This window comes from Bradyrhizobium sp. KZN70725, assembly GCF_055264925.1.
In genome coordinates this window covers 109,242-122,265 of sequence record NZ_JBUYWT010000001.1, presented here as the reverse complement: position 1 = coordinate 122,265, position 13,024 = coordinate 109,242, and the positions used below count along the sequence as shown (strand labels likewise).

Sequence of the window (13,024 nt, the reverse complement as noted above, 5' to 3'; positions counted from 1 at the left end):
GTCGTTGGCACAACGATGGAAGCGATGTCGCAACTCGCGTCGCGCTAAGTTCCACCCCAGTTTCAGACGTGCTCGTAAACGGTCCGTCCGCCGACGATCGTCCGCGTCACGCGGCCCGAGAAGCGGGCGTCGTCGAACGGCGTGTTCTTGCACAGTGATTTGAGATCGTCGCGGTCGAGGACCCAGGGCGTGTCGGCGTCGATCACGATGACGTCGGCCGGCGCGCCCGCGCGCAGCGTGCCGCCGGGCAGGCCAAGCAGCTCCGCCGGCCGTGTCGACATCGCCCGGATCAGCGTCTTGAAGTCCATCTCGCCATTGTGGATCAGCCGCAGCGCCGCCGGCAGCATGGTCTGCAGGCCGACTGCGCCGCTCGCCGCTTCCGCGAACGGCAGCCGCTTGACCTCGACGTCCTGCGGATTGTGGTCGCTCATCACGACGTCGATCAGCCCGGAGGCCAGCGCCGCGACCAGCGCCTTGCGGTCCTCCTCGGTGCGCAGCGGCGGGGCCAGCTTGAGGAAGGTGCGGTAGGGGCCGATGTCGTTCTCGTTCAGCGTCACGTGATTGATCGAGACCGAGGCCGAGACATTGTGGCCGGCGTCGCGGGCGCGCTTGAGGATCTCCAGCGACTCGATCGAGGTCAGCGAGGCTGCGTGATAGCGCCCGCCGGTCAAGCCTGCGAGCCGCATGTCGCGTTCGAGCATGATCGACTCGGCCGCGGTGGGAATGCCGGCGAGGCCGAGCCTTGTGGCGAATTCGCCCTCGTTCATCACGCCTTCGCCCACCAGATTCGGATCCTCGGTGTGATGCACGATCAGCGCGTCGAAATCGCGGGCATAGGTCAGCGCACGCCGCATCACCTGGGCGTTGGTGACGCTGCGGTCGCCGTCGGTGAAGGCGACGGCGCCGGCGGCCTTGAGCAGGCCGATCTCGGTCATCTCCTGGCCCTGCATGCTCTTGGTCAGCGCCGCCATCGGATGGATGTTGACGATCGCGGTGTCGCGGGCCCGGCGCAGCACGAAGTCGACGGTCGCCGAATTGTCGATCACCGGCGAGGTGTCGGGCTGGCAGATGATGGTGGTGATGCCGCCGGCCGCGGCGGCCTGGCTGGCGGAGGCGAAAGTCTCGCGGTGGCTGGCGCCGGGCTCGCCGACAAAGGCGCGCATGTCGATCAGGCCGGGGGCCACGATCTTGCCGGCGCAATTGACGATGTCGGTGCCTTCGGGGACGCCGGCGGCGCCGATGCCGCGCTTGGCGTCACGGATCACGCCGTCGGCAATCAGGACATCGCCCGGACCGTCGAAATCGCGCGACGGATCGATGACGCGGGCGTTGGCGAGCAGGATGGGGCGGCGGTCGGTCAGCATCGGTCTCACGCGTTCGGCAGGTTGCGGGCGAGCGCTTCCAGCACCGCCATGCGCACTGCCACACCCATTTCAACTTGTTCACGGATCAGCGACTGCGCGCCGTCGGCGACGAAGGTGTCGATCTCGACACCGCGGTTCATCGGGCCGGGATGCATCACCAGCGCATCCGGCTTGGCATAGCCGAGCTTCTTCTGGTCGAGGCCGAAATAGTGGAAATACTCGCCCGACGACGGCACGAAGGAGCCGTTCATGCGCTCGCGCTGCAGCCGCAGCATCATCACGATGTCGGCGCCGTTCAGCCCCTCGCGCATGTCGCGCGCGACCTCGACGCCCATCCGCTCGATGCCGGGCGGCAGCAGGGTGGAGGGGGCCACCACGCGGACGCGTGCGCCCATCGTGTTGAGCAGGAAGATGTTGGAGCGCGCCACCCGCGAATGCAGCACGTCGCCGCAGATCGCGATCGTCAGCCCCTCGAGCCGGCCCTTGTTGCGGCGGATCGTCAGCGCGTCGAGCAGCGCCTGGGTCGGGTGCTCGTGGCTGCCGTCGCCGGCATTGATCACGGAACCGTCAACCTTGCGCGCCAGGAGCTCGACCGCGCCGGAGGCGTGGTGGCGCACCACCAGGATGTCCGGGTGCATCGCGTTCAGCGTCACCGCGGTGTCCATCAGGGTCTCGCCCTTGCGGGTCGACATCGACGACACCGACATGTTCATGACGTCGGCGCCCAGGCGTTTTCCGGCGATCTCGAACGAGGATTGGGTCCGGGTCGAGGCCTCGAAGAACAGATTGACCTGGGTACGGCCGCGCAGGCTGGCGCGCTTCTTGTCGACCTGGCGGTTGAGCTCGACATACTCCTCGGAGAGGTCGAGCAGGCCCGTGATGTCGTCAGCGGAAAGGCCCTCGATGCCCAGCAGATGCCGGTGACCGAGGACAAAAGTCGATTTCAATGATGGGGTCATTAAAGCGAGAGCTATAGGCGCGGATGGCCGGTGGGGCAAGCGCGAAGAGGGCTCGCGGGAGTTTTCCCCGAGTAAGATATCGCCGCCTTCCCGGCGGTCCTGCCGGGGCTCGCCGCGGGACATCCGCGCCTTGCTTTTGCGGGGGTTTCCGGAACAAGACGTGGATGGCGGGGCACAGGCGGAGCGGCAGCGCCGCCGTCCTCCTGACGGGCTATACCCGGCCGTGACGCCGGAGCGAGACCTCGTGAAAATTGTCGTGATCGCATGGATGGCCATCGCATTGATCCCGGGGGCGATCTCGCCTGCCTTCGCTCAGAACTTGCCCGGCGACTTCGCGTTCCTTCGCGACATCGATCCGACCATCATCCAGGACATCCGCTACGCCGGCGCGAACAATTTCATGGGCCGGCCGCTCGCGGGCTATGGCGCGGCGGAATGCGTGGTGAAGCGGGAGGTCGGGCTTCGGCTCAAGGCCGTGCAGCAGGAACTGGCCCGGCAAAGACTGTCGCTGAAGATGTTCGATTGCTACCGGCCGGCTCGCGCCGTCGCCGACATGGTGGCATGGTCGAAGAACGGCACCGAGACCGCCGCCGAGCGGCGCTACAACCCGGCCTTTTCGAAGACGGACCTGTTCCGCCTCGGCTACATCGCCACCCATTCGGGCCATTCGACCGGGGCCGCGGTCGATCTCACGCTGGTCGATCTTGGCGCCGACAATTCGCGCAAGTTCGATCCGGCCAGGGACTATGCCGACTGCACCGCGCCGGCCGCCGCGCGCGCCCCCGAGGGCAGCGTCGACATGGGCACCGGCTACGACTGTTCCGACGTCAAGGCCCACACCGCGACGAGCTCGATCACGCCGGCGCAGAGACGCTGGCGCGCCATGCTGGTCGCGGCGATGGCCCGGCAGGGGTTCGCGAACTATGCCAAGGAATGGTGGCACTTTTCGCTGCCGGGGGCAGGCCGGCCGGCCTACGACTTCCCGATCGTCCGGGCGCGGTAGAGCGTTTTCGAGCGAAGTGGACTCCGGTTCGCGTTGAAGAAAACGCGTCGGAACAAAGACTGGAGCTTCGATTCCGATCAATCAGAACCGAAGCTCCAGCGCAGGATTTTCCTCAAATCCGAAGCATTTTCGCAAGACGACGCTTGCCATCGCAAAAGTAGCTGAGCGACCTTTCAACACTCCTTAATTGTGGCCGTATGAAGTGCCGGCAACACGGGAGCATGCAGCATGCGTTTCGCAGCCATTGCAATTGTTGTCGTCGGCGTCGCCGGCGTCTTGATCTATGATCGACACGACAAGAGCGCGAATTATCAGCGCGTCGATGCCCGCATCAGCGGCGTCAGCGAGCAATGCTATCTGGAAAAGGTCGAGCGCGGGGTCATCACCAAGACGACATCGACCTCCGATCTGACCCGCTGCGAGATTGCCGAGCTGCTGCGCAAGGAGCATCCCAAGTGGCAGGGCTATGACGTGAAGCACAAGATCGAGGTGAAGGTCGTCTATGTCTCGCCGGTCGACGGAGCCACCCACCAGTCGAGCCTGCAGATGTCCTATTTCCCCAATGGCAAGCCGCTGCGCGCCGGGGACGTGTTTCCTGTCCTCGCCTCCAAGACCAAGGCGGACAAGACGCGTTCGATCTGACCGACGCGGTTCGACAGGACGGAAGCACAACCATGCGCCTTGGCCTCTACGCTATGATCGCTGTCGCCGTCGCGAGCTTCTATGTCTATAGCGAGCTCGACAAGCGGCTGAACTTCCGGCCGATCGACGCGCGCGTCAGCAGCGTCAAGGAACAATGCTACATGGAGAAGACCGAGGGGTCGCGGAGCTCGACCTCCGATCTGTTGCCGTGCGAGCTTACCGAGCTGCTGGCACGCCATCATCCGAAATGGCAGGGCGCCGACATCAAGCACAAGATCGAGATCCGGTTTGCCTACATCTCGCCGGTGGACGGCGCCGCGCATGAGTCCAACCTGCAGTTGGCGGCCTATCCAGATAACCGGCAATTGAGCAGCGGCGACATTTTTCCTGTCCAGGCTTCCAGGAAGGAGGCGAACCGGACCCGCGTCAATGACTGGGTCGACCGCTGGCTCGGCCGCCATGCGCCCAAGCATGGCAGCATCTGAACGCGATGAGCTTGGGCGCAGGCTGGTCCTACGCGCCGATAAACCCGCGGCGCAGCAATCCGCCCAGCACACCGCGAAGACTGGCGACGGCGGCGATGTTGCCGTGCGACGCGCTGAACAGCCACACCACCAGACGCTGATACTGTTCGGCGCTCGGCTCAAGCCGCGCCAGCACGGTTTGGCGGGATCGCGAGACCATGGAAATGTCGGTCCACCCCAGCTCCTCCAGGTGAATTCTGTAGCGCCAGCCGGCAAGCTCAAGCCCCTCGCCCGACCGACCCGAGAGCCGCACCGAGTCCGGTGATATCGCGAGCAGGCGGCACGACAGGATTTTTCCTTCGCCGAAGAGCCAGACCAGTTCGTCCGTCTCGAACATGTGACCGGAGCGAGGCAGCTCGAAGCAGACCAGGAACGCGATGAAGGCGATCAGCATCGCGATCGCCGCCCACAGCATGTTGAAGAAATCGAGCGAGGAAATCTCGCTGGCGCCGTACGGGGAGACGTACGCCCACACGATGCTTGCGGCGGAGCTTGCCGCGATCAATCCGAAAATGGCGGCGAGTTTCCAGTGGATGCGCGGCGCCGATCGATCACCTCCCTTGTCGGTGATCTTGAAGGGACGTCCGAACGGCTTGACGATGGCGCTGAGCAGCGTTGCGGTCACCGCAAAGCAGGTGACGGCGTGGGTGGCCTCCATGAACAAGGGCAGCGTCCGCGCGCGCGATATCCAGCTCATGTAGATAATCTGTCCGAGCAGCGCCGGCATGCCATAGCGCAGGAAGGAATGATAATCGGCTTCGAACGCGGGCAGCCCGCCGAACCAATAGATCGTCGGTGCGATCAATAGCAGCACCATGAAGGGTTTGGAGAGCCAGTTCAGCACGCCGTGCACATAGTGCCAGCGCTCGGTGAAGCTGAAGCCGCGGCCGAACAGCGGTCCGTTGCGCAGCAGGGCAACCTGTATGGTGCCAAGGCACCAGCGAGCGCGCTGAGTGACATATTCCGGGATGCCTTCGGCCGAAAGTCCGAAACTGAGCGGCTCGTTCAGCCAGACCGTGCGATAGCCGCGCGCCAGCATGGTGTAAGTGAGGTTGATATCCTCCGAGATCGCCTGTTCGGGAAAGCCGCCGATCTCGTCGAGCCGGTCGCGGCGAACGACGAAGGAGGTGCCGACGCAGAACGCGCAGCCCCACGCATCCTTGGCGGGTTGAAAGACGTCGAAGAAGAAGCGTTGATCGTCGACCCAGCTCTTCTCAGCCAGGAGATTATGCTGGATCGGATCGGCGTTGTAGTAAAACTGCGGGGTCTGCACGATCGCAACCTCCGGATCGGACAGCAGCAGGCCGACCGTGCGTTTCAAGAAGTCACGCCGCGGCACGAAATCCGCATCGAGCACCAGAATGACCGGCGCGGCGGTCGCACGGCCAGCCGCGGCCAACCCGTTGTTGAGGTTGCCGGCCTTGGCACCCCTGTTGTCAGGCCGCGTCAGATGGCGTGCGCCGACCCGCTCGCAATAGTCCCGCAGCCAGTCGCGTCGCGTGTCATCGAGAACCCACACCGTCACATTGGCATAGTCGAGCGCCAGCGCGCCCAGGATCGAGCGCTGGAGGATTTCGAGCGGCTCGTCATAGGTGCAGATGAAGACGTCGACGGCGGGATCGCGATTGTCCGCGGCCAAAAGCTGCTGGGCGGCGTCGGCCTGCGCGGTGCGGTCGGTGCTGCGGAACAGGATGACGATCGAGATCAGCGTGTAGAGGATCGCGAGCAACTCGAACGCAATGAAGAGCCGCGGCCAAAGACTTTGCGCCGATAACTCGAACGGCGGCAGCGTATCGCTCCATCGCCACAGCGCATACATGACGAGAAGGGCCGCCGTGGTCGTCCCGAACAGCGTACGGTGGCTGGCATGCGACGGCTCCAACAGCCGAGCCATGACCAGAAGCCCGAGCAAAATGCCGACGTCGATGGTCAGGACTGACACGATATCCGCGGCGGATGGGAACATTAGCGTATCCTTTTGCCGGTGAACGGATTCCAGCCGGTTTCGGCCAGCGCGGCCCACGCCGTCGCGCCGAGATGCGGGCGGCGGTAGTAGAAAAAGTCGGGATCGCCGCCGCTGGTCGGATCGATCGATAATCCCGTCGTCAGCCGCGCCGGCCGTGACGCATTGAGCAGGCCGGACGACGTCTGGTCCGCCTTCAGGTCTGCCAGCAGTCGATCGCTCTCGTGTAGGTCGCCGCTGATCCGGTAGGCCAAGGCCGCCTGCGCGGTGCCCTCCACCCAGAGGCCGTCGCGATCGCCGTTGAAATCGAAACCGCCGTCGACCCCGAGCCGCGCTTTTGCGAAGCCGAGCGCGCTCTTCCATGCTGCGGGCGATTCAGGCATCGCCATCCACGGCCAAAGCTGCGCGTCGAGCGCGAGCAGGCCCTCGTCCGCGAGGCTGCCGTCAGGCTTCGTCCCAAGCAGGAAGTGATCGCCGCGAAAGGCGCGATCGAGCAGCCGCCGCGCCTGTCCTGCCGCGCTGTCGTATTTCCGTTCGCCAGTCAGGCGGAACAGCCAGCGAGCGGCGGCGTGAACGTCGGCGTTGTGCTCGGTCGACATCCAGGTGAGCCTGACCTGCTTCGGATCGTAGCCGTGAAAGCCGCCGTAAAAGCCATTTTCGGAAGCGGTTGCGCCGATCATCCAATCGACCAGGCGCTCCGCGTCGGCGAGATATCGAGGATCGTGGGTTGCCTGATGCAGCGTCAGCAGTGCCAAGGCAGCCCAGGCGACGTTTCCGGTCGAGGTGCCGTCCTGCGCCGGATCCTCCGCCCAGACCCTGGCATGTCCGTCCCACCAGCCCGGTAGATCGGGAATAGGCTGGTTCACCGCGCCGGCACGATAGGCATTGCGCACACGGCCGTCATCGAAGCTCCGGTCGTTGCCTGCGGCGCGGCTGAGCGCGTTGCTGATTGGCCTTGCATCCGACACGTTGCCGCAGGCAACAAGCGCAATGACGGCGAGCGCATTGTCGTAGACGAACGCCGTCGTGGCGAGACCCGCGGGAAGGGCCGCTTCATCCTCGCCGGGCTCATAGCTGCGGACGAAGACCGCGTCGGCCGCGCTGCTGTGCGGCGCGACCGCCTTTTTCAGCCCGGCGCAGAACGTGCTTGCGGTTTGCGCCGTGTGGCCTGCCGCCGGCGCGCCCACGATCGCCGCGCACAGCATCATCGCGATGGCCGATTTCATTGCGATACGAGGGCACGAGTTCCGGGTGGTGGTTCGTTGTCGTCGGCCTTCGGCTGCGGCGGCTCCGAGGCATGGAAAGCGTCATGCAGACGAGCGATACCGGCGCGCCGGGCATCCGCATCCGGCGGCGTCTTCTGCGCGGTATCGGCGGTGCCTGCGTCGCCGCCGATCCACGACGCAACGTAGTGGCCGAGCCGGTGCCAAGTGACCGACATCGAGGGGACCACACCATTCTCGCGCGTCACCGTCACCCATTGGCCGACCGGACAGGCGGACGCGTCGGCGGTCCCCGCTTGCTGCACCGGTCCGCCGTCGCCTGCCTGGTCCGGCGTGATGATGGCGTAGAGTTCGCGCCGCTCGGTTTGCGGGAACGGAACGGCAAAGCGCTCATCGGCTTTGTCGCTGGTCTTCGGTACGACCGCAGTGACGACGCCGGACCGCAACGAACTCCCGTCGATGCGAACGCGGGTGCCGGGCATCATGCTCTGGCCCTGCCGGTAGGAAAAGATGGCGACGACAAAGCGCTTGTCGCAGTCGATGACGGAGCTGATAGTATCACCGGCGCTGACATGCCGCCCCATCGCGGCGCCGACGCTCGAGACCTTGCCCTGGCCGCGCGCGACGACATCGGCATCCGCCAGCGTCGCCAGCCTGCGCGTTTCGGCGTCGATCAGGTGCTCGAGATCGGCAAGCACTGCGGCTTGCTGCTTTTGCTCGATTTTCATCCGCGTGGCGTCGAGATCGATGTCCCTGCGCTTCTGGGCCAGATTGTTGAGAGCAACCAGTTCCTCGCCGACATAGATACCCCTGCTCAGGGCGTTGAGCTGTGCCATCTTCTGATTCAGCTTGGCGGCCTCTGCGTCCGCACCATGTATGGTCGCGGCATATTGCTGAGTTGTCGGCCGGAGCATGTCGTTACTCGCGGCATTGCGTGTCACCATATTGGTCTGGCGGTCGACCAGGGCCTTCTTTTCACCGCTCGCGGCGTTGGATTGAGCAACACGGGCGCGAAGCTCCTCGATCCGCGACTGTAACTGACCCTTGAGCTGGCTGGTCTGATCAGCAATCTCGCCATCGAGGGACGAAACATAGTTGAAGTCCGATTCGTGCTTTGCGCGCGTCGCATCGAGCTTCTGCCGTGCGTCGGACGCCTTTTCCTGCAACGCGATCAGCGTCCCGCGATCGATCCTTGGATTGCTGATCCGCGCCAGCGTTTCGCCATCGCGGACGTCCCGGCCCGGAAGCACCGTCAACAGGCCGACTTCGCCGCTGATCGGCGCGGTCAAAAGCGTAACGGGGGCGTTGACCACGGCACGATCGGATTGATCCGCAACGATCGGCGGCGTCACCGCGGTGAGCATCAGGACAGAGAGCAATCCGGCGACGCCGATGGCGGATATTCTCAGTATTCCGGGATGTTTCCGCACAGTACCGCGCGTTTCAGATCTATCAATCATCAGTTCTCTCTCGGTTGGGAGGGCCTAAAAGAGCGCGTCTTGGTGATTGGTTGCCTGTTTTTCCCTGCGCATGGCTAGGACTGCAACAACGCAGAGCGCATTTGGTTGCTGCAGAAACCGAGCGGAAAACCTGCAGCAGGAGCGGCGGACGCACGGAGGAACGGGTGAACGGCAGCCCGGATCGCCGGTTCCGGCCGTACGGCGGCGGCTGATGATAGCGGACAGCCCAAGGGGCGTCCGTTGATGGGCCCTGCTGCGATATCGCCCCGCGATCGGAGCGGACATCGGCTGCGCGGACCCCGATAACCCCCGATTCACCAGCACGCGGCCGAATGCGCATTTTTCGCTGCCCCGCGTCGGCTCGCAGGCTTATGATCCTCCGATTCCATCGCGCCGCGGCTGGCCCGTGATCCCGGCCGGAAGAGGCCGGTTGTCCCGGCCGCATGCGTGCAGACCAGTTGCCGAGGAGACCATGACGCAGGCTCCGTTTGCCACCCACGACGTCTTCAACCAGTCGCCGCCGTTCGAAAATGTCGACCTGTTCACGGTGGATGCGCCGCTCGCCGCGGCGGTTGCCGCCAATGGCGGGGCGGCGGCAACGGCTGAGCTGTCGGATTTCGGCAAGCATTGGGGCTCGGACGCGATGGCGGAGCGCGGCCGCATCGCTAACGAGAACACACCGAAGCTGCGCTTGTTCGATGCCAGGGGCAATCGCCGCGACGAGGTCGAGTTTCATCCGGCCTATCACGAGCTGATGGCGCACTCCGCGCATGCAGGCGTGCACAACTCGACCTGGAGCGCCGACGGCAAGCCGGCCGGCGGAGCGGCCGAGGTGGTGCGTGCGGCAAAGTTCTACATCGCTTCCCAGGTCGAGACCGGCCATCTCTGCCCGATCACGATGACGCGCGCCTCGGTCGCGGCGCTGGCCTCGCAGCCGGACATTCTGGCGAAGACGATGCCGGTGATCGGAACGCGCGCCTACGATCCCACCTTTGCGCCGTGGTGGACCAAGCGCGGCATGACCCTCGGCATGGGCATGACGGAAAAGCAGGGCGGCACGGATGTGCGCGCTAACATGACGCGCGCCGAGCGCGCCGGCGAGGCCTGGCGCATCACCGGGCACAAATGGTTCATGTCGGCGCCGATGTGCGACGCCTTCCTGGTGCTGGCGCAGACCATGAATGGGCTGAGCTGCTTCTTCATGCCGCGCTTTGCGTCCGACGGCACGGTCAACGCGATCCACTTCCAGCGCCTGAAGGACAAGCTCGGCAACCGCTCCAATGCCTCGTCGGAGGTCGAATTCCACGGCGCTTATGCCGAGCTGATCGGCGAGGAGGGCAAGGGCATCCGCACCATCATCCAGATGGTGCAGCTGACGCGGCAGGATTGCGCGATCGCATCCGCCGGGCTGATGCGCTCGGGGCTGGCGCATGCGCTCCATCACGCGCGGCACCGCAGCGTGTTCCAGAAGCATCTCGCCGACCAGCCGCTGATGCAGGCGGTGCTGTCGGACATGGCGCTGCATGTCGAGGCGTCGATCGCGCTGGTGATGCGGCTCTGCCGTGCCTTCGATCGCGCGCCGGCCGATGCGGGCGAGGCCGCCTATATGCGGCTGCTGACGCCGGCGATCAAATACTGGACCTGCAAGAGCGCGCCCGGCTTCCTCTATGAGGCGATGGAGTGCCTCGGCGGCAATGGCTATGTCGAGGAAGGCATTTTGGCGCGCCATTACCGGGAGTCGCCGGTCAACGCGATCTGGGAGGGGTCCGGCAACGTGATGTGCCTCGACGTGCTGCGCGCGCTCGGCCGCGAGGCTGACGCCGCACTCGCGGTGCTGCGCGCGCTCGCCGAGGAGACCAGGGGCCTGCCCGGCGCCGCCGAGGCTGTTGCCTCGATCGGGCAGTCGTTCCGGCGGCCGGACAGCGAGCGCGTCGCGCGGCTTGCGGTCGAGCAGCTGGCGCTCCTGGCAGCAACCGCGGCGCTCAACCAGGTCTCGCCGAAAAACGCCGAACTGTTCGCGGTGACACGGCTTGCCGAACGCCACGCCGGCATGTACGGCGCGGTGGACTTATCCGATGCCAATCAGCGCGCGCTGCTGGCGCGGGCGCTGCCATGACCACATTGACCACCGTCATGCCCGGCCTTGTGCCGGGCATCCACGTCTTTGCTTCGACAGGGCAAGGAAAGACGTGGATGGCCGGGACAAGCCCGGCCATGACGAATTGATAGAGCCGAGGTTCGCTGATGGATTCTCTCACGCCGCAAGACGCGACTGCCGCGATCGAACCGCCGCCGCTCCCCCGGCGGGTCTGGAAATTCTGGGGCACCGCGCTGTGGGGCCTGTTGATCTTCGCCGCGATGTTCGTCGGCCAGGTCACGGTCATCGTCTGGCGCATCGTCGCGCAGGGTGGCGAGGTGTCGACGGCCGGCATCACTCATGTGGTCGCCGACGGCCTGACGATCTCGCTCTCGGTCCTCGCCGGCCTGCCGATGGTGCTGCTGGTGCTGTGGTTCGCGATCCGCCGGACCCGGATCCCGTTCGCCGATTACCTCGGGCTGCGCGGGACGTCGTGGAAGAACGTGATCATCGGCATCGTCGCGCTCGTCGTGCTGGTCGGAGCCTGGGACATGGTGTCCCGCGCCGCCGGCCGCGAGGTGTCGCCGGGCTTCATGGGCGACGTGCTGAAATCGGCGCAGGAGCACAGCGCGCTGTGGCTCCTGGTGATCGCCTTCGCCGTGGCCGCGCCGCTCTGGGAGGAACTGTTCGCGCGCGGCTGGCTCTACCGCGGCTGGTCGGAATCCGCGCTCGGACCCTATGGCGCGATCCTGCTGTCGTCGATCGTCTGGACGGTAATGCACCTGCAGTACGACTGGTTCTTCCTCTGCCAGGTGCTGACGATCGGCCTCCTGTTCGGCTATTTGCGCTTCCGCACCGGATCGACCTGGCTGACCATCCTGCTGCACGGGCTGAACAATTTCGCGGCGACGATCCAGACCTGGTGGCTGGCGGGCTGAGAGTTCCCTATGCTAGGTTGAAGCTAGGCCCCCCTTCGCTGCAACGTTGTTGCAGAAGAATCCCATATGTCGAACTTCGAGAATGCCAACGCGCCGGTCCCGGCTTCGGCGAAATCGCCGCGGGTATGGGATTTCCTGGAGACGACGCTTGTTGGCCTTCTCGCCTACGGCGCGTTTCTTCTGACGGGAGGGCTTGGTGTTCTTGTCCTTATGCACGCGCAGTATGGGACAATCCCGATTGCTCAGGTCGGGCTCGAGGGACGCTGGCAGGGTGCAGGTCTGGTGCTCGGAAGTCCAGCCGCTGTTGCGGTGCTTTGGGTCGCCGTCCGCAAGCTCGATCGGGGCTTTTCCGAGTACCTTGCGCTCAATTGGCCCAGTTCAAGAGAGCTTTTTCTCGCATTGGCCATCGCGGCAGTTCTGCTGATTGTGGAGAGCTGTTTTCTAGCTTTCGTAGGAGCAGACACGAGTTGGGCCGCTCCCAATCTGAACGTGCAGGGGCGGGTTGGCTTGCTCACCTTCCTGATCGGCTGCTGCTTGGCCGCGCCGATCATGGAGGAGTTTGTCTTCCGCGGCTTTTTGTTTCGAGGATGGTCGCAGTCCTTCCTCGGACCAGTCGGTGCCATCGTCTTGACATCACTGGTTTGGGCTCTCAACCACACGCAGTACGATTGGTCCTATCGTTTTTGTCTATTCATTTTCGGCCTCGCTCTGGGCTACTTTCGTTGGCGCAGTAATTCGACCTGGCTGACTGTGATCGTTCACTCGGCCTTGAACATAGTCAGCTGCTTCATGATAGGCCCTTACGCTTAACGCCCCATCGCGACGACACGATCGGCAACGTGATGGCCGCCGGAGCCGTCTGCAGCGCGAT

At 64.8% G+C, this 13,024-nt stretch carries 11 protein-coding genes; 6 read left to right on the top strand and 5 right to left on the bottom strand.

Going from position 1 to position 13,024, the window contains the following annotated elements; translation table 11 throughout:
* Positions 1-62: 62 nt before the first annotated feature.
* The gene (locus tag ACZBJS_RS00640) at positions 63-1,364 is read right to left on the bottom strand and encodes a dihydroorotase (protein ID WP_316395008.1); all 1,302 of its coding nucleotides are present in this window, start codon (positions 1,362-1,364) and stop codon (positions 63-65) included.
* A gap of 5 nt (positions 1,365-1,369) precedes the next feature.
* Positions 1,370-2,323 (bottom strand): aspartate carbamoyltransferase catalytic subunit, encoded by a 954-nt coding sequence (locus ACZBJS_RS00635; protein ID WP_026192854.1) that lies wholly within the window; start codon positions 2,321-2,323, stop codon positions 1,370-1,372.
* Positions 2,324-2,591: 268 nt separating this feature from the next.
* Here ACZBJS_RS00635 and ACZBJS_RS00630 point away from each other — a divergent pair, with 268 nt between their 5' ends.
* The 3 genes from ACZBJS_RS00630 (at position 2,592) to ACZBJS_RS00620 (ending at position 4,453) form a co-directional block, all read left to right on the top strand.
* Positions 2,592-3,326, top strand: coding sequence for a M15 family metallopeptidase (locus ACZBJS_RS00630; protein ID WP_141341939.1), 735 nt, complete (start codon positions 2,592-2,594; stop codon positions 3,324-3,326).
* Positions 3,327-3,554: 228 nt separating this feature from the next.
* The gene (locus ACZBJS_RS00625; RefSeq protein WP_092078151.1) at positions 3,555-3,968 is read left to right on the top strand and encodes a hypothetical protein; all 414 of its coding nucleotides are present in this window, start codon (positions 3,555-3,557) and stop codon (positions 3,966-3,968) included.
* A gap of 32 nt (positions 3,969-4,000) precedes the next feature.
* Positions 4,001-4,453, top strand: a complete 453-nt coding sequence (locus tag ACZBJS_RS00620) for a hypothetical protein (RefSeq protein WP_168858162.1) — start codon at positions 4,001-4,003, stop codon at positions 4,451-4,453.
* A gap of 28 nt (positions 4,454-4,481) precedes the next feature.
* Here ACZBJS_RS00620 and ACZBJS_RS00615 read toward each other — a convergent pair whose 3' ends face one another.
* The 3 genes from ACZBJS_RS00615 to ACZBJS_RS00605 are packed head-to-tail and all read right to left on the bottom strand — an operon-like array spanning position 4,482 to position 8,844.
* Entirely contained in the window at positions 4,482-6,458 is a 1,977-nt protein-coding gene (locus ACZBJS_RS00615) for a glycosyltransferase family 2 protein (RefSeq protein ID WP_310885871.1), read from the bottom strand.
* On the bottom strand, positions 6,458-7,681 hold the full coding sequence (locus ACZBJS_RS00610) for a hypothetical protein (protein ID WP_233475702.1): 1,224 nt from the start codon (positions 7,679-7,681) through the stop codon (positions 6,458-6,460). Before ACZBJS_RS00610 ends, ACZBJS_RS00615 begins: the two co-directional genes overlap by 1 nt.
* A complete protein-coding gene (locus tag ACZBJS_RS00605) occupies positions 7,678-8,844 on the bottom strand; it encodes an HlyD family secretion protein (RefSeq protein WP_316395003.1) in 1,167 nt (388 codons plus the stop codon). Before ACZBJS_RS00605 ends, ACZBJS_RS00610 begins: the two co-directional genes overlap by 4 nt.
* Before the next feature lie 766 nt (positions 8,845-9,610).
* Here ACZBJS_RS00605 and ACZBJS_RS00600 point away from each other — a divergent pair.
* The 3 genes from ACZBJS_RS00600 to ACZBJS_RS00590 all read left to right on the top strand — a co-directional run bounded on the left by ACZBJS_RS00600 (position 9,611) and on the right by ACZBJS_RS00590 (position 12,963).
* Complete coding sequence (locus tag ACZBJS_RS00600; RefSeq protein WP_316395001.1) at positions 9,611-11,254, top strand: acyl-CoA dehydrogenase family protein; 1,644 nt, start codon at positions 9,611-9,613, stop codon at positions 11,252-11,254.
* A gap of 128 nt (positions 11,255-11,382) precedes the next feature.
* The gene (locus ACZBJS_RS00595) at positions 11,383-12,153 is read left to right on the top strand and encodes a CPBP family intramembrane glutamic endopeptidase (RefSeq protein ID WP_463438257.1); all 771 of its coding nucleotides are present in this window, start codon (positions 11,383-11,385) and stop codon (positions 12,151-12,153) included.
* A gap of 66 nt (positions 12,154-12,219) precedes the next feature.
* Positions 12,220-12,963 carry a CPBP family intramembrane glutamic endopeptidase gene (locus tag ACZBJS_RS00590; RefSeq protein ID WP_057020779.1) on the top strand — a complete coding sequence of 248 codons (744 nt, stop codon included), beginning with the start codon at positions 12,220-12,222 and terminating at the stop codon, positions 12,961-12,963.
* Positions 12,964-13,024 lie beyond the last annotated feature (61 nt).